The organism is Prosthecobacter sp. (assembly GCF_049294395.1).
In the GTDB taxonomy this organism is placed as follows: domain Bacteria; phylum Verrucomicrobiota; class Verrucomicrobiia; order Verrucomicrobiales; family Verrucomicrobiaceae; genus Prosthecobacter.
Window position 1 is genome coordinate 12,692 of sequence record NZ_JBAQCR010000360.1, and the last position, 16,818, is coordinate 29,509.

Below are 16,818 nucleotides of genomic sequence, written 5' to 3' on the forward strand. Positions count from 1 at the left end.
CCAGACACGATGCCTTTGGTGACCTGATTTTGTGGACGCAATTGCGTTGCTGAAGTCATTGATTGAGAGGAGTGACCAAAGATGTTAGCCAGGTTTTAATCTCGCTGTTGGGATCGGAATGAGTGAAATGTGCACTTGTCATTCTGCTCACACACTCTGTGTTGAGCCTCTTTTTAGCCCTGGAGGATTTTTCCTTCTGTTTTTTAGACCCAATTGTATTCCAATCTGGAGCAGCAGAATCGCCCGTGTGCAATGCTTCTGCTAACATCAAAGGAACATCATCGAAATCCCGAATTGTATTTGGAAAGAGGGGAGCGATGAGTTTAATGACATCGGGATGGATATAATTTTCCAATTCTCGTTTAGTGGTGCAAACAGCCCTGCAGTTGGGGCGAGCATTCCAAATTGCTAGTTGTGCTTGGTACTTTGGCTGAGCTGGAGGGGCATTATCGCGATCAGTAAAATAAAACTCTGGACGTTGTAAACCCGCAAGAGTTAGTGACCAAAGTTCCAAGCTACTTCCACCGAGGGGAATAAAAACCAAGCTGCCTTTCGCCTCCTCTGCTGCCAAATCCGGAACACTCGGGTCACTATCGCTTAATATTTTGGAGGCTCTGCGAAGAAACTCAATATCCCATTTTCCCTCAACGCCTACAAAGACTTTGACATCATGATCTGGCAATACACCCAGTGTGTTCTTGATTGCCTCCAGGGTGGCGTCGTTATCACCATGCTGTATTTCTGGATGCCCTTGATCACTAGAAATGAAACGCAAAAAATTTCGGTCGATTTTTCGTGCGAGCGTCGGCGTATGCGTGGTCAGAATGACCTGACATTTTTCATTCGTTGTCAAGTCACCGAATGCGTCTAGCAACATCATTTGGTGATTTGGGTGTTGGCTTGTTTCTGGCTCCTCAATCGCATATATTGTACCACAGCCTTTTGACTCGGATATTTCCTCTGCTTTTGCACGAAAGAAATTGAGAAGGACCAATCTGCGGGTGCCGCTGCCCCTTTTGTTAATTGAGATTCCGTTGTCTCCTGTTAAGGTGACAGTAAAAAGTGAGTCCCAATTTTTATTTTTTACTTGAGGGCTAAGGCTATTAGCTAGCTGTGGGCTCATTTCTTGAATTTTTTCAACAGTGCGCCGCGCCACATTCTCTAGCTCCAATTTTACTTGTTCAATCAATCCATTCAATTGAGTTTCGTGTGCTTTAACGGCTTCTTTAATTGCCGCCTTCATTGGGTCTTGAGCCTCCTCATCTTGATCAGTGCTCGCTCGATCAGATTTAAATAGAGCAAAAACGGGAAGATGTGTCTGTATCTGAGACCAAGCAATCTTTCCTGCTTCGCTCTCAAGTTCTACATCTTTAAGCGCAAGGTCAGGGTCTCCATTTTGTAGCCAAATTGCCCGCCTTATAAGGGTTTTAACTGTCTGATTCACCCCTGTGAGGTCAACTGTTCGTTGAGTTGCTCTGGCCTTCAGGTCCCCAATCTTCATTCCCAAAAGATCCGAGCAGCCACTAGCAGATGGATGCATGGCACGAGCAAACACCTTCTGTTTTGGTTTGGCAGTGCTGCAATTGAAAACTCGACAAATTTCCAACATTCCATCTGCACGCACTAAATATTCAAGCTGTAGCGAAGTGGGAAACTGTTCGTCCAGAATGATCTCATCCGGTAGATCACTAAACACACAGGTAATGCATACATTGGATGGATCACCGTCTACAGTGGCGTCTTCTTTTTCAATATTGGCATCATTGAAGAAGATGTTGAGCGCATCTAGAATAGACGATTTACCCGCATCGTTTTTGCCGATGAGCACCGTGAGATCATCGAATACAATTGTTCGTTCATCACGATAGCTGCGGAAAGTTTTGAGTTTGAGTTCGACTAGTTTCACTATAGTTTTTTAATTCTTCCAAGCGTTGTTCGTTTACAAATCAAAGAAGTGGGTGAGTAGCCAGCTAACCAAAATCAATGAACCGCAAAGGCGGGCAGCAGCCATCACAAACCAGCCGGGCGGAGTGCGACTAGTTCACTAACCTTGGTCGCGATTTCCATCATCGGCTCTTCCGCCGTGTCGAATCCATTTCGAGAACCAAGTAGCGGGCTTACATTGCGCAGGTCACTATAAGTAGCTCCGTGCATGACCGGAATGAGCTGGTCACGCGCCAGAAGCACGGACAGCTCTTTATCAGCAATGCCTTCTGCTTGGATGCGCTCCAGAAATTTTGGTGTCACCAGCACGATTCCCATCTTCGATTTCGCGAGTCCCTTGTCGATTTCGCGCATGAATGGTGTGCCATAGGGGATGTCCTTCTCGCTGAACCAAGTTGAGACCTTGGCAGCCTCTAGAAGGTCATGAAAGTCTTTGGCCGCTGTTTTTCGGTCGTCCCAAGCATGGCAGAGAAAGACGTCCCGCAGATCTGGTACGGAAACTCGACTTTCGACAGCCTTGCGGACCGGTTCAAGCGAAACCACCTGCGCTGGGGTGTAGAGAACGGTGGAGCCAGGTCGCGACCAGCGAGCCTTAATTTTGCCTCCACCACCGGCGCTTGGCCTTGAGTGGGACAGCGACGAGTAGGATGGCGGCGAATACGACGGGGGCGACCACGAGCTCCTGTAACGACCGCCACGGCACGCGGGGCAGTCCTCTGCGGCTGCTTGGGATCGATGACCATATACCGGTGCAGTGCATCTAGACATATAACTTATGCTAAACACACCAAAGACGTATGCAAGAGTTATCGGTAAATCCGCTATGCAATGAGGGACATCTTCACGGCAAATGTGTGCTAAATCTATTCTGTCATACAAGTGTCCTTCATTGTACTTAAATGACCCACGTTGTTTAGGAAGTTTATGGTTTATCAGATCACAGCGCTGGTTTTGCATCGACAATCTCAGCAACTCCACGCCATTGTTCCTCGTGATGGTCCTGATGATCCCCCTGTAGTGGCGTGTTTGCTCTCATTTCGTCATTCTACGCGCTTCCGGTTCGATTTCGCCCAGAGCCCTCAACCATGGTTTAGCCCATTCCTGGCAAGCCTAGAAGCTGCGCATCATGGCTTTGAGCGATTCGGCTGTACATGGATCGCGGCCTCTGTTAAAATCAGAAAATGACATCAATGACCGCTTTTCCTTGCTGCGAGTCATTTGAATTCGGGGGCAACGAAGCCAATAATATTTTCACCGCAATTCGGCGCTGGGATGAATCCAGGCCTGACGAGCCATAAATTTTTTTAACGAAATTCGCCGCTGAGATCAATTCCGATCCAAACGAGTCATGAATGATTGCAGGAGGATGAAGGGCAAAGGGGTATCCTGTCGAGGTGCAAGATGCTGATGCCTATGCTTTGAGGGTAGCATCCACAAGTCGTTCAGCCATACTGTCCAAATGCTCAGTGCGGAGATGTGAATATGTTTTGGCAATCAAGATGCCGCCATCTCTGTGACCTTGTAGGGCTGCCACTGTTTTAAAATCCAGGCCCAATTCAATGCAGCGTGTGACGAAGCATCGGCGCATGGAGCGATGGCTAAAATGTGGAAGGTTCAGACGAGCGCACGAATTGGTGAGAGCCTTTTTCACATTATCCACCTTTAACAGATGAGCATCCGGCTTGTCCTCTGCCTGCTTCATCAGTTTTTCGACCAGTGGACGAAGTTGTGGGAAAATTGGGATTTGATAGCCTTGGTTTGTCTTATTTCTCAGCACCGTGATTTTGCCTTTCTCCAGATCAACGTGCTTGCGTTGGATGTTTGCCGCTTCGGAGTTTCCTAGCCCTGAGCGGCCAAGGAAATCCACAAAATCGGCGGAATCGTCTGCATCAGCGTTGAATTTCTGGGAGCGAACATCGGCAACAAGTGCTTTGAACTGCTCCCAGGTCGGAGTCTGTCGGATCGGGGTTTCCCTTTTGACAGTCTTGGATGCTCTGGCCGGTGACTCGGCTATGGCCTTGTCCGCAACCGCCAACTCGAACATGCGGCGAACAAACTGAACGTGCTCGTTGTAGTAGCTGATAGCGTATTTTTCACGCATCAAGCCGAGCCAGGCATCCACTTCGGAAGGTTTCACCTTCCTCACCGCCTGAGTTAACCCAGGAGCCCAGTCCTTGCGAAAATGGGTGGCCACAAAACCCAGTTTTTGGATCGTGTTGGCATCCAGGGTTTTCAGCGTCGCCTGAAACTTCTTCAGCAACTCCTCGATTGTCATCTTGCCGAGGCTGGAATCGACCTGGCTTAGGCTGTTTCTGAAGTCAGACAGTTTCCCCTTTGCGAGCTTGGCATCGTCGGTCTCCAGCGACCTTCGAATCAGCTTGCCTTCATGCCTGACAACCGCATAATAAACATTGTTCGTTGAGTATCGGTAGAGACATTCTCCAACCTTTTCAAACTTTCCGGGCTGCTTTGCACGCGTGCTCATGGTCTGCAAACTTGGAGTATACAAAACCAGTATCCAAGCGAATATTTAGAACTTGCCGAATCCGTTCTAAATCATTGTGGATCAGTGATTCGGGCTGTGGCTCAGCCTGGTAGAGCGCTTCGTTCGGGACGAAGAGGTCGTGGGTTCGAATCCCGCCAGCCCGACCAATACTCCTGCGCGTATTTGAGAGATAGAGGCAAGATATGGCGACTCCAACCCCACCCAAAAAAATCCTGCTCGCGGAAGATGTGCGTGCGCTTTCCATGCGGCTGTCGCATGCACTTGAAACGCATGGCTATGAGGTGCGCGTGGCCGAGGACGGGGAGGAGTGCCTGGAGCAGATGGAGGCATTCAAGCCGGACCTGCTGGTGCTGGACCTGATCATGCCAAAAATGAACGGGCTGGAGGTGCTGCGGCATTTGCGAGCACAGCAATCCACGCAGCACATGCCGGTGATTGTGTGCACGGCGAAGGATTACTCGACCGAACTCAAACACATCCAGCAGACCGGGCCGGTGGATGTGCTCATCAAGCCGTTCGATCCCGACCTGCTGCTGGAGAAGCTGAGGCAGTACTTTCATGAAGCCGCGACGACGAAGGGGATCACGCACCGTGACCACCTGCCTGTGTCTGCGGAGCAGTATGCCCCGGTGCTGGACACCAAGCGGCCGCATGTGAAACTCTGGGGCACGCGGGGTTCGATCCCTGTGTGCGGAGCGCGCTATGCGCAGCATGGGGGCAACACCACGTGCTTTGAATACAACACCGGGAAGGAGCGCATCCTGTTTGATGCGGGCTCCGGACTGCGGGATGCGGGGCAGTCGTTCCTGGCTGGCGGGCCGTGCCACATCCACCTGTTCATCACGCACACGCACTGGGATCACATCCAAGGTTTCCCCTTTTTCACGCCGATCTACGTGCCGGGCTTTGAAATCACCGTTTACGGCGAGCGCGGTTTTGGCAAAAACATCGAGTCACTCCTCTGCGGCCAGATGGACCGTGATTATTTCCCGATTCAGCGCGAGGATCTGCGGGCTAAAATCAACTTCGTGTTTCTCGATGATGCTCCGGTGAAAATCGGTGACGTGACGGTGACACGTGAATTCACGCAGCATCCCGGGGCGACGGTGGGATTCAAGGTGACGCATGATGGCTGGAGCGTGGCGTTTGTGCCCGATAATGAATTTCTCCAAGGCTACACGGGTTCCCCCGTCCTGCTGACGCGCGATTCAAATCTGGTGGTGCCTTATGAGCCGATGCTGGCCTTCCTTGATGGTGTGGATCTGCTGGTGCATGAGGCGCAGTACCTGCCGGCGGACTATCCGAAACGCATCGGCTGGGGGCATTCCAATCTGGCCACGGCCTGTGCACTGACCAAACTGGTGGGCGCTAAAAAGTGGATCGTGGTGCATCACGATCCGGATCACGATGACACTGCGCTGCAGGCCAAGCTGAATCTGACGCGCCAGATTTTGAAGGAAGTCGGCCATCCGATCCATCTGGTTCATGGCTACGACGGCATGACAGAGTACCGCTGATTTAAATGCCGGGCTCGAAAGCGGCGAGCAGGGCATCGCCGAGCAGGACGCATTCCTTTTTCAACTGATCCAGCATGAGCTGGGCGCCCTTCAAATCTCCGGCGTGGGCGTAGTCGCAGAGTTCGGTGGAAAGTTTGAGCGCCTTTTTGGCGGCATAAACGCCAAGCATGCCCTTGAGCGAGTGAGCGGCTTCATAGACTTGCGTGGCTTTGCCTGCTGCGAGCGCTTTCTCAGCTTTTCGCAGGTATTTTTGCGCATCTTCAGAGAAGATGGACACAAGCTTGCGCATGAGTTTTTCATCGCCGGTGGATTCACGAAACTCGGCAAGGTCGAAGGAAGGTGTCTCGATCTGCGGGCGGGGTGCGGGTGCAGGAGATGCCGGGGCTGGCTGGGGTGTGGCCGACCGTGGAGCGAACTGCTCCACGATCTGGAACAACTCAGCTGAGCGCAGGGGTTTGGCGATGTAATCATCCATGCCTGCGGCAAGGCAGCGCTCGCGGTCGCCTTTCATGGCATTGGCCGTCATGGCGATGATGGGGACATGCCTGCCAGTGGCCTTTTCGGCCTGACGGATTTTGGCGGTGGCTTCGTAGCCATTGATGCCGGGCATGTGAACATCCATCAAAATGGCGTCGAAGGCTTCCTTTTCACAGCGGTCGATGGCCTCCCTGCCGTTGGAGGCGAGGGTGACGACGTGGCCGCGTTTTTCCAGCATGCGTGCCCCGACGAGCTGGCTGACGTGGCCATCCTCGGCGATGAGCACCTTCATGGAAGCATGAGCGGTGACCACAGGTTTGAAGCGTGGCGATTTGGGCTTGATCGAAATGCCGCTGGTGCGGCCAAAGGCGGCGGTGAAGTGGAAGGTGCTGCCGGTGCCGGGCTGGCTCTCCACCCAGATGCGGCCATGCATGAGAGCGACGAGATCATGGCAGATGGCGAGGCCGAGGCCGGTGCCGCCGTAGCGCCGTGAGGTGGACTGCTCCGCCTGGGTGAAGGCCTCAAAGATGCTCTCCCGCATGTCTGCGGCGATGCCGATGCCGGTGTCGTTGATCTTGAAATGCAGCGTGACCATGTCGGCAGTCTGAGATTCCAAGCTGACCTCGATGGTGACGCCGCCCTTGTGGGTGAACTTGATGGCATTGCCGATCAGATTGACCAGGATCTGCCGGAGGCGGCCGTCATCGCCAATCAGACGCAGGGGGACATCCGGGCTGATGTGATGGAGGAACACCAGGCGCTTTTGAAACGCGCGAATGCCCATGGCCTGGGAGATCTCGGTGACGACCTCGTTCAGATCAAACTCGTGGGCGTCGAGCTCCATTCTACCGGCCTCGATTTTGGAGAAGTCGAGGATGTCGTTGAGCAGTTCCAGCAGGGAGTCGGCGGAAAGCTTGAGCATTTCCAGGTATTCGCGCTGGGTTTCGTTGAGATCCGTGCCGAGCAGCAGTTCGCTCATGCCAATGACGCCGTTCATCGGGGTGCGGATTTCATGGCTCATGTTTGCCAGGAAGGCGCTTTTGGCGCTGTTGGCGGACTCGGCGGCCCGACGCGCCTGACGCAGCTCTTCCTCGTCATGCTTGCGCTCGGTTACATCCGTGTGTGACCCGGCCATGCGGTAGGGGGTGCCATTTTCATCACGCAAGGCGCGACCACGGGCGAGGATCCAGCGCCAGCTGCCGTCCTTGTGGCGGAAGCGGAACTCCACGGAGTAACGCGGAATGCGGCCTGCCAGGTAATCATTCAGGGTGGCCATCACGCGGTCGTGATCTTCGGGATGCAGATGAGTTTCGAAGGTGGCGAAGACGTTTTCGAGCTCTTCGTCTTCGTAACCGATCATGCTTTTCCACGGTGGGGAGAAAAACACTTTGCCGGTGCGGATGTCCCAGTCCCAGATGCCGTCATTGGTGCCACGCACCGCCAGAGCAAAGCGCTCCTCGCTTTCCGCCATTTCGCGCACGGCCTCTGCGGGTGCATCGGGCAGGCGCAGACGGCAGGCATGCAGCATGCCTGCCAGTTCGCGAATACGCTGCTTCAACTCCGGCACGGAGTCGCCAGCGGCATGCACTTGGATCTCTGACATGGGGGTTGGGAATGTCCTCTGCGCGGTTGGGGAGCGGACGCGGTGGGATGAATAGACACAATTTGCCACAAACAAACTCAAAAGGTGGCTCCAGAATCGCAAAGTATGACCCGCCGGGGCTGTGAATGCTTCAAAATGGATCTGATTGCGTGTTTGGACATGCTGGTGACGTTCATGAATTCGCATGAACCGCCGCCATCTTCTCGCCTCTCTGCCTGCTGTTTTCGCTGCTTCCAGCTTTGCTGCTGCGGCTGACTCCAAACTTCGTGTTGCCGTCATCGGTCACACCGGACGTGGCAACTTTGGCCACGGCCTCGACACCCTGTGGCTCAAAATTCCTGCCGTCGAAATCGTGGCGGTGGCGGATGCGGATGACAAGGGGCTCAAGGCCGAGCTGAAGAAGCTGGCGGTTGAAAAGGGCTTTGCCGACTACCGCGCCATGCTCAGCGAGGTGAAGCCGGACATCGTTGCCATCGGTCCGCGTCACATTGACCAGCATCGCGATATGCTGCTGGCGGCGATTCAGGCGGGGGCGCGTGGCATCTACATTGAAAAACCTTTTTGCCGCAGCCTGGCGGAAGCGGATGAAATCATCGCCGCTGCTGAGAAGGCGGGGACGAAGATCGCCATCGCGCACCGCAACCGGTACCATCCGGTGCTGCCGGTGATTGCAAAACTGATCCAGGACGGTGTGATCGGCCGGGTGCTGGAAATGCGGGGGCGGGGCAAGGAGGACACGCGGGGTGGCTCGCTGGATCTCTGGGTGCTGGGCACGCATCTGTTCAACCTCGCGACGTATTTTGGAGGAGCACCGCAGGCGTGCAGCGCCGTGGTGATGCAGGATGGCAAGCCGATCACGAAGACGGATGTGAAGGAGGGGGATGAAGGCATCGGTGCGCTGGCGGGCAACGAGGTGCATGCGAGGTTTGAGCTGGCGAATGGCGTGCCCATGTTTTTTGATTCGGTGCAAAGTGCCGGCACGAAAGAGGCGGGTTTTGGCCTGCAGATCATTGGGACCAAAGGCGTCATCGATTTCCGCATCGACAAGGAGCCGGTGGCTCACATCTGTCTCGGCAGTCCATTCAATCCCGCCGTCAAAGAGCCGCGCCAGTGGCAGCCCATCACTACGGGTGGTGTTAACAAGCCGGAACCTATTGCCAATCTTGGGGCTCAGGTTGCCAGTCATGAAACCGCAGGGCTGGATCTGATCGCCGCGATCCGGGAAAACCGGGCACCGCTGATTGATGCGAAGCAGGGGCGTGAGACCATTGAGATGGTGAGCGCCATCTTTGAATCCCACCGGATGAATGGTCAGCGGGTGACGTTTCCGCTGAAGACACGCGTCAATCCGCTCACGCTGCTATGAAAAAGCCGCCTGCCCAACCGCTGCTCATCCAAAACGGCACGCTCATCCTGCCGGACAGGTTGATCGCGGATGGAGCTGTGCTGTGTGAACGCGGCAGGATCAAGGCCGTGGGCAAGGGCATCGCTGCGCCGAAGAACGCGGTCGTGGTGGATGCCAAGCGTGGCTACATCAGTCCGGGGTTCATCGACATTCATGTGCATGGCGGTGCGGGGGCTGATTTCATGGACGGCACGGTGCCGGCGGTGCGCACGGCCCTGAAGGTGCATGCGCGGCATGGCACCACTTCGATTTTTCCCACGACCACGACGGGCGCGCCGGTGCAGATCATGGCGATGCTGGGAGCGTGCCGACAGGCGCAGCGAAGCTGGGAGCCGGGGCATGGATCACGCATTGCCGGGGTGCATTTGTATGGGCCGTATTTTGCGCCAGACAAGGTGGGGTGCCACTCGCGTGAAGGGCGGCGTGCGCCAGAAGCGGAGGAGTATGCGCGGTGGTTTCGGGATGATCTGGTGCGAATCGCCACGTGTGCGGCGGAGCTTCCGGGGGCTGAGGCGTTTTATCAGATGGCGCGCAAGAAGCGCTGCCTGATCACCTGCGGGCATTCGAATGCCAACTGGGCGGAGATGGCGAGTGCCTTCAAGGCTGGGATGCGGCATGTGGATCATTTTTGGTGCGCGATGAGCTCGGTGGCCTCCCTGCGCAGTCGATTTGGCACGCCGATGCAGGCGAGCATGGAGCAGTTCGTCCTCGCCACGGCGGAAATGAGCACGGAGGTCATTGCTGATGGCATGCACCTGGCGCCGGAGCTGCTGGATTTCGCCTTTCGCATGAAGGGGGCGCAGCGGCTGTGCCTGGTGACAGACTGCAACCGTGCGATGGACATGCCGCCGGGGCGCTACCGGTTTGGGTCGGAGGATGACGGCTCGTTTTTTGAGAGCGATGGCCGGGTGGGATTTGTGCCGGGAGAGGGGCTGGCGAGTTCAGTAATGGGGCTGGACCACATGGTGCGGCATATGAAGAAGAGCACCTCGGCCACGCTGCCGGATGCGGTGCGCATGGCGAGCCTGACGCCGGCGGAGCGGACGGGGATGGGAAAAACGTGCGGAAGTCTGGAGAAGGGGAAGCTGGCGGATGTGCTGGTGCTCAACCGGCGGCTGGAAGTTCAACGGACTTTCATCGGCGGTGTCGAAGTGGGGCATGAATAACCTCTTTCGACTCAGCTTCCTGTTTTTGGCCTGCGTTCTGGTATGCAGTGCGCAGACTGGTGCGCCATCCTTTGCGGAGCGGTTGGTGAAGGCGGCGCTGGAGCGCGTGCAGCATACGGTGCGCTACGATCCCGCCTATGTGGTGCTGGATTATCCCAATGGCGATGTGCCTGCCGATACGGGGGTGTGCACGGATGAAGTCATCCGCAGCTACCGGGCGCTGGGCATTGATCTGCAAAAGCTGGTGCATGAGGACATGCGGCGGGCGTTTGCGGCGTATCCGAAGGACTGGGGGCTGAGTTCAACGGACAAAAACATTGATCACCGGCGTGTGCCGAATTTGCAGACCTTCTTCAAGCGGCGTGGGGCGGCCCTGCCGGTGACGCAAAATGCCGCAGATTATCTGCCGGGGGATCTGATCACCTGCACGGTTGCGGGCAGGCTGCCGCACATTGCGATCGTGGTGCCGGCGGCGGATGGCGGTACGACGCCCTGGATTGTCCACAACATCGGCCAGGGACCCAAGCATGAGAGCCGGCTGTTTGAGTTTCCGATCACGGGGCACTACCGGTTTCACCCACGCTGAACGGATTCAGCGGTGCGAACCGCCTCCAGCGTGAGCTGCCACTGCTCCGTGCCACGGAACCAGCCGCGCTGGATGCGCATGGCGACATCCCATGGGGCGGGGGGGAGATTGCCAATGGGCGCATTGAACCAGCGGGCCTCCATGGAGGCGCCTTCCTGCGTGAGGATGATGCGCAGGTGCTTCTCTTTCATGGTGCGGCCCGGCAGCTTGGGCTTCACATTGCGGCAGAGAAAGAGGGGCTCTGGATTTTTTTGGCCGAAGGGTTCGAGGAGCTTGTAGCTTTCGAAGAAACTCAGTGAGAGGTCGCGCAGCTTGACCTCGGCATCGAGTTCCAGCAGGGCGGTCATGGCTTCCTTGCTCAGGGCGTCGCGTGCGGCCACCTGAAACGCCGCACGGAAGGAGTCGATCTTGTCTTCATGGACGGAGATGCCGGCCGCCATCGCGTGGCCGCCGCCGCCGAGCAGGTGATCGCGGCAAATGTCGATGGCTTCGACGAGCGAAAAGCCAGGAATGCTGCGTCCGCTGCCCTTGCCGATGCCATCTTCGTTGATGGACACGAGGATCGTGGGGCGGTGGCACAGCCGCGAGATGCGTGAGGCTACAATGCCGATCACTCCCGGATGCCATTTGCGCGAGGCCAGTACGATGGCGGAAACCTTGTCGATTTCGCCGATGTTGGCGAGCATGGCCTCGGCTTCGAGGTGCACCTGCTGCTCCACGTTTTGACGGTCCTTGTTGTGGGCTTCGAGCAGTTCAGCCAGTGCGGCGCCTTTGGTGGCGTCTGTCGCAAGGAGCAGCTGCAGGGCGGTGGCTGCGGTGTCGAGCCGGCCCGCTGCATTCAATCGGGGGCCGAGGCGAAAGCCCACGTGATGGGTCTGCACGAGGCCTTCCACACCGGCGATCTGCTTCAAGGCTTTCAGGCCATGGCGTGTCGTTTGTGCGAGAGCTTCGAGACCGCGCCGTACGAGCAGGCGGTTTTCATCAATGAGCGGGACGAGGTCTGCCACGGTGCCGAGAGCCACGAGATCGAGCGTTTCCTTGAGATCATAGCTTTCGATCATGCGCGCCTTCAGCAGGGCGTGCGAGACTTTGAACACAAGACCGGCGGTGCAGAAGTAGTGGTAGTCTTTGCCGAGCTTGGGATTTACCAGCGCGAGGCATTCAGGACGACCCTGCGGGGAGAGCTCATGGTGATCGATGATGACGCAGTCCACGCCGTCGGCGCGCAGTTTGGCGACTTCTTTCAAGGAGGTGGTGCCGCAATCGAGCGCGATGAAAAGGTCAGGTTTGCCGAACTGCTCGTAGCATTTGGCGATGCCATCGTGACTCAGGCCGTAGCCTTCCTCCATGCGCGTGGGGAGGAAGAGATGCGTTTCGAGGCCGTAGGCCTTCAAGATGAGATGCATCAGCGCCATCGACGTGACGCCATCCACATCGTAGTCGCCATAAAGCACGACACTTTGTTTTTCATCAACCGCGCGCAGAATGCGAGCCACGGCGGGAATCATTTCGGGCAGAACGGTGGGATCGCCGAGGGTGGCGAGCTTTGGCACGAGGAAGTCGCGCGCCGATTCCACGGAGGTAAGGCCGCGCTGCACGAGAAGCTGCGCCATGAGTGGAGACAGCCCCATGTCTGCCGCCAGCTCGGCAGCGCCCTCCACGGCGGGCTTCAGCAGCCAGCGTGGCGGACGTATCGAAATGGGAGCAGGTTCAGACATGTGGAATATTTGCGAGATGAATACATCTCTGTATGGAACACGCGTGAAGCGTAGTCAAAGCCTGCTTCCCGAACGCATGTCGCAGAATCAATTTGCATCTCAATCAGGCCGCTTGTGGCTTTGCACGATGGGTTTGTTCCTCATCGTGGCAGGATCGTTCTTTGCGTGGCGGATGTGGTTGTCATATGAGAAGGCACAAATCACGCGGCAGTGGTCGCAGATTCCATGCCGCATCCTTTCATCCCGCATCGTGAGCGAGAGGCCGACGCCGCACTCAGATCCTGCGCACCGGGTGGAAGTGCGCTACGAATATGAGGTGCAGGGTGTGAAGCACAGCAGCATGCGCATTCGCCAGGTGGAAGCCGCGCCGACGCTGCATTTCGATGACGCGGTGCAGAAGCAGCAGCAGTATCCAACGGGATCGAATCAGACCTGCTTTGTGAATCCGGCGGCGCCGGATGAAGCCGTGCTGCAGCATGGCTCGCGTGCGGCGCTGTATTCCATTTGGTTTCCGCTGCTGTTTGTGCTCGGGGGCTTTGGCATGCTGCGGGGTGCGCTACGGCGCGCGCCATGAGGACTGCATGAGCTTTTCCAGCTCTGCGACGATCTCGGGTTTCTCTGCGGCGAGATTCTTTTCTTCGCCGATGTCTGTTTCGAGATTGTAGAGGAGTTTTTCGAGAGGTTTGGGTTTGCCCTTGGCTTTGGTGTTTTTCGGCGTGGCTCCGGTGTTGAGATGGATCAGCTTCCAAGGCCACTTCAGCACGGCGAGTTTGCCACCCTGTTCATCGAAAGCCCAGTAGAGGTGCGAGTGCTGCTGCTGGCCTGATTTGCCGAGGAGGGTGGGCGCGAAGGAAATGCCGTCGGTTTCGGCTGTGATCTTCGCACCGCTGAGTTCGGCCACGGTGGGCAGGAGATCCTGGAAGCCGCTGACGTGATCGCTCACTGCGCCAGCTTTGACCTTGCCGGGCCACCAGGCGATGAAGGGCTCGCGGATGCCGCCGTCGGTCATGTCGCGTTTGATGCCTTTGAAGTTGCCGTTGCTGTTGAAGAAGTCGCTTTGATGGCCGCCTTCCTGATGGGGGCCGTTGTCGCTGGAGAACATGACGAGGGTGTTTTCTGCGAGGCCGAGTTCTTTGAGGCGAGACAGGACCTTGCCGACTTCGTTGTCGAGGAAGCGCATGAACTGGGCGAAGCCTTTCTCGGCGTCGGGCCAGTCTTTGTCTTTGAATTCGCCGTAGTCGGGGGATTCCATGCCGTGGCCCAGGGGCGAGTTCTTGCCGGCTTCGTTGTTGGCGTGGGGGATGTTGAAGGCGTAGTAGAGGAAGAAGGGATCCTTGGCTTTGGCGCGCTCACCGAGATAGCGCTGCACATCGTCGGCGAGGAACTGGGGGACCCAGGCTTTGCGGCCGTCCAGCGGGGCCACGCCGGTGCCGACGAGATCGCTGTCGGAATAATCATGCGCATCCTTGAATGAACCGGGGATGACGGTGTTGGGCAGGTCCACGATCTTGCCGTTTCGAACGAGGGCCTTGGTGTAGAAGTTGTGCGCGTGGCTGGTGCCGACGTAGCCAAAGGATTCATCGAAGCCTTTTCGCTGGGGATCGTCGAGCGGGAGCGGTTTGCCGAGGCCGTATTTGCCGATGCAGGCGGTGTGATAGCCGGCGGACTTCAGCACCTTGGGCAGAGTGAGGTCTTCGTCCGGGATGTGGCCTTCACCATTGCCGCGCACGCGGCAGTGGCCGGTGTGCAGGCCGGTCATGAGCACGCAGCGGGAAGGCGCGCAGACGGTGCAGCCAGTGTACATGCGGGTGAACTTCATGCCCTCAGCGGCCATCTTGTCGAGGTTTGGCGTGGTCAGGGTTTTTTGACCGAAGCAGCCGGCATCGCCGTAGCCCATGTCATCGGCCAGGATGTAGATGATGTTTGGCTTGTCCGCTGCGTGGGCAAAGGTGCCGAGGAGAAGCAAGGTGAGGATGAAAAGCGACTTCATGAGTTCCATCCAAACGCTGGAACTGGTGGGTTGCTTCATGAAAAGAGGGATCTAGCGTGAGAGCATCATGGATTCATGCAAAGTCTTTGGCGGTTGCTGCCTCCGAAGGTGCGTCAGTTTTTTGAGGACGGGCCTGAGACAGTCATTTTGTCTGGTATGCCGCCAGAGGATTTGCTGTATCGCATCTACGCATCTTTCGGGGAGACCTTCTCGATGAGTCCGGGGTCGGCGCAAGGCAACGTGATTGGGAGCACCATCCGCGTCCGCTGGAAATGCCCGTACATGCGTGATGATTTTGAGCCTCTGTTTCGCGGGAGGGTTGAAGCCGCCGAGGGAGGGAGCCGGATTGTCGGATGCATGTCACACAACCGCTTTGTCCAGGGATTCATGGCATTCTATTGTGGTGTCATCCTTTTGTTTTCTTTGCTGATGGTCTGGACGGTCATTATTCCTCTAGGTGGCTGGGGACTGCTATGGCTGGCCAATGCCCTTTTCAGTTTTGGCGATCATTTTTATCCTGGCCGCCGGGAGTCTATCATCGAACATCTGCGTGTGTGTGCAGCGCGCCCTTTTACTGATCTTCCGCCATGAACCAGATCCTTGTCCTCTATGATTCCCGCAGCGGCAATGTCGCCAAGATGGCTGCGCTGGTGGCGGAAGGAGTGCAGCAGGTGCCGGAGACTGAGGTGCGGGTGAGGCATGTGGATGAGGCGACGGCGGAGGATGTCGTTTGGTGTGATGGGCTTGCGGTGGGCAGTCCGACGAACATGGGCATTCTGTCGTGGAAGATGAAGCGCTTCTGGGATGAGACGATGGCGGACAAGTGGCTGGAGGTGGATGGGAAGATCGCGTGTGCTTTCAGCAGCGCAGGCGGCTGGGGCGGGGGCATGGAGCTGGCGTGTCAGTCGATTCTGACGGTGCTGATGAATTTTGGGTTTCTGGTCTTTGGCGTGACGGATTACGCGGGCAAGAAGATGACGCTGCACTATGGGGCTGTGGCTTCAAAGGCTCCACGAGAGGAGGAGACGCAGGAGGCGTGTTGCATTCTCGGGCGTCGGCTAGCGGAGTGGACGGCGCTGTATGTGCATGGGCGCAAGGATCAGAATCCGCTGACGAAGGGGGTGAAGCGGCTGTGTCCGAGTGATTTTGTGGAAGATCATACTAAACCGTCATGACACCGACACTCTGCATTCTTGGTGGTTGCAATGGGGCAGGCAAAACCACGCTGGCGCGCAAGCTGCTGCCGCGCCTCGGACTGATGCGGTTTCTCAATGCCGATGAAATTGCGCGTGGTCTCTCGCCGCTGGATCCGAGCCTCACGGCCTTCAAGGCTGGGAGGCTGCTGATTGAGGAGGCGCGTGGTTTGATCGCAGCCAAGGCCAGCTTTGCGATTGAGTCCACGCTTAGCGGCAAAACGTATGTCGCCATGATTCGGGAGGCGAAGGCGCAGGGCTACCGCTTTCTGCTGCACTACATCATGATTGGCTCGGGCGATCAGGCCGTCGGGCGCGTGGCGCTGCGTGTCAAAATCGGCGGCCATCACGTGCCTGAGGATGATGTGCGCCGAAGGTTTGAAAGGAGCAGAAAGCATTTCATCGCGGATTATGTGCCACTTGCCGATGAGTGGGTGATGTGGGACAATGCCTCACCACCGCATCGTCAGATTGCGGACAGCAGCACGCACACCCTCGAACAGCTCCAAACCATGCTTGCTTCCACTCAACTTCAGGAGGTTCCGCCGATGAACATGTCGGAGATGGTGCGCATTGGCCTCGAAGCCAGCCGGGAGGCGACGGAGGAGATGCTCGACTATTACAAGCGCATGGGCATCAAGGTGACGCCGCAGATGACGCTGGTGCCGGAGAAGCCGAAGAGAGCGCGGCGGAAGTAGATGGCATCGAAGGAG

The 16,818-nt window shown here is 56.8% G+C and carries 14 protein-coding genes and 1 tRNA gene; 9 read left to right on the plus strand and 6 right to left on the minus strand.

What is annotated here, in order from left to right; translation table 11 throughout:
• Nucleotides 1-55: 55 nt before the first annotated feature.
• The 3 genes from WAW39_RS24050 to WAW39_RS24060 form a co-directional block, all read right to left on the minus strand.
• The gene (locus WAW39_RS24050) at nucleotides 56-1,906 is read right to left on the minus strand and encodes an ATP-binding protein (protein WP_422321703.1); all 1,851 of its coding nucleotides are present in this window, start codon (nucleotides 1,904-1,906) and stop codon (nucleotides 56-58) included.
• Between the two features lie 104 nt (nucleotides 1,907-2,010).
• The gene (locus WAW39_RS24055; protein ID WP_422321704.1) at nucleotides 2,011-2,487 is read right to left on the minus strand and encodes a toll/interleukin-1 receptor domain-containing protein; all 477 of its coding nucleotides are present in this window, start codon (nucleotides 2,485-2,487) and stop codon (nucleotides 2,011-2,013) included.
• An 868-nt stretch (nucleotides 2,488-3,355) separates the two neighbouring features.
• The gene (locus tag WAW39_RS24060; RefSeq protein WP_422321705.1) at nucleotides 3,356-4,429 is read right to left on the minus strand and encodes a tyrosine-type recombinase/integrase; all 1,074 of its coding nucleotides are present in this window, start codon (nucleotides 4,427-4,429) and stop codon (nucleotides 3,356-3,358) included.
• A 90-nt stretch (nucleotides 4,430-4,519) separates the two neighbouring features.
• Here WAW39_RS24060 and WAW39_RS24065 point away from each other — a divergent pair.
• Nucleotides 4,520-4,596: transfer RNA gene (locus WAW39_RS24065), tRNA-Pro, on the plus strand.
• Nucleotides 4,597-4,632: 36 nt separating this feature from the next.
• Nucleotides 4,633-5,967, plus strand: coding sequence for a response regulator (locus tag WAW39_RS24070; protein ID WP_422321706.1), 1,335 nt, complete (start codon nucleotides 4,633-4,635; stop codon nucleotides 5,965-5,967).
• 1 nt (nucleotide 5,968) lies between these two features.
• On the opposite strand, the gene WAW39_RS24075 is transcribed toward WAW39_RS24070, so the two are convergent.
• Nucleotides 5,969-8,047, minus strand: coding sequence for an ATP-binding protein (locus tag WAW39_RS24075; RefSeq protein ID WP_422321707.1), 2,079 nt, complete (start codon nucleotides 8,045-8,047; stop codon nucleotides 5,969-5,971).
• Between the two features lie 184 nt (nucleotides 8,048-8,231).
• Here WAW39_RS24075 and WAW39_RS24080 point away from each other — a divergent pair, with 184 nt between their 5' ends.
• Genes WAW39_RS24080 through WAW39_RS24090 form a run of 3 tightly spaced genes read left to right on the plus strand, consistent with a single transcriptional unit; the run spans nucleotide 8,232 to nucleotide 11,204 of the window.
• Nucleotides 8,232-9,413 carry a Gfo/Idh/MocA family protein gene (locus WAW39_RS24080; RefSeq protein WP_422321708.1) on the plus strand — a complete coding sequence of 394 codons (1,182 nt, stop codon included), beginning with the start codon at nucleotides 8,232-8,234 and terminating at the stop codon, nucleotides 9,411-9,413.
• Nucleotides 9,410-10,618 (plus strand): amidohydrolase family protein, encoded by a 1,209-nt coding sequence (locus WAW39_RS24085; RefSeq protein WP_422321709.1) that lies wholly within the window; start codon nucleotides 9,410-9,412, stop codon nucleotides 10,616-10,618. The genes WAW39_RS24080 and WAW39_RS24085 overlap by 4 nt, the downstream gene beginning before the upstream one ends.
• Complete coding sequence (locus WAW39_RS24090; protein WP_422321710.1) at nucleotides 10,611-11,204, plus strand: DUF1287 domain-containing protein; 594 nt, start codon at nucleotides 10,611-10,613, stop codon at nucleotides 11,202-11,204. Before WAW39_RS24085 ends, WAW39_RS24090 begins: the two co-directional genes overlap by 8 nt.
• On the opposite strand, the gene recJ is transcribed toward WAW39_RS24090, so the two are convergent.
• Complete coding sequence (gene recJ, locus WAW39_RS24095; protein ID WP_422321711.1) at nucleotides 11,192-12,922, minus strand: single-stranded-DNA-specific exonuclease RecJ; 1,731 nt, start codon at nucleotides 12,920-12,922, stop codon at nucleotides 11,192-11,194. The genes WAW39_RS24090 and recJ overlap by 13 nt on opposite strands.
• 16 nt (nucleotides 12,923-12,938) lie before the next feature.
• Between recJ and WAW39_RS24100 the strand changes: the two genes are divergently transcribed.
• A complete protein-coding gene (locus WAW39_RS24100) occupies nucleotides 12,939-13,496 on the plus strand; it encodes a DUF3592 domain-containing protein (protein ID WP_422321712.1) in 558 nt (185 codons plus the stop codon).
• Here WAW39_RS24100 and WAW39_RS24105 read toward each other — a convergent pair.
• Nucleotides 13,479-14,951, minus strand: coding sequence for an arylsulfatase (locus WAW39_RS24105; RefSeq protein WP_422321713.1), 1,473 nt, complete (start codon nucleotides 14,949-14,951; stop codon nucleotides 13,479-13,481). The genes WAW39_RS24100 and WAW39_RS24105 overlap by 18 nt on opposite strands.
• A gap of 36 nt (nucleotides 14,952-14,987) precedes the next feature.
• Between WAW39_RS24105 and WAW39_RS24110 the strand changes: the two genes are divergently transcribed.
• From WAW39_RS24110 to WAW39_RS24120, 3 genes are read left to right on the plus strand one after another with little or no spacing between them, the layout of a single operon-like run.
• Nucleotides 14,988-15,503, plus strand: a complete 516-nt coding sequence (locus WAW39_RS24110; protein WP_422321714.1) for a hypothetical protein — start codon at nucleotides 14,988-14,990, stop codon at nucleotides 15,501-15,503.
• Entirely contained in the window at nucleotides 15,500-16,087 is a 588-nt protein-coding gene (locus WAW39_RS24115; protein ID WP_422321715.1) for a flavodoxin family protein, read from the plus strand. Before WAW39_RS24110 ends, WAW39_RS24115 begins: the two co-directional genes overlap by 4 nt.
• Nucleotides 16,084-16,803 (plus strand): AAA family ATPase, encoded by a 720-nt coding sequence (locus WAW39_RS24120; protein ID WP_422321716.1) that lies wholly within the window; start codon nucleotides 16,084-16,086, stop codon nucleotides 16,801-16,803. Before WAW39_RS24115 ends, WAW39_RS24120 begins: the two co-directional genes overlap by 4 nt.
• Nucleotides 16,804-16,818 lie beyond the last annotated feature (15 nt).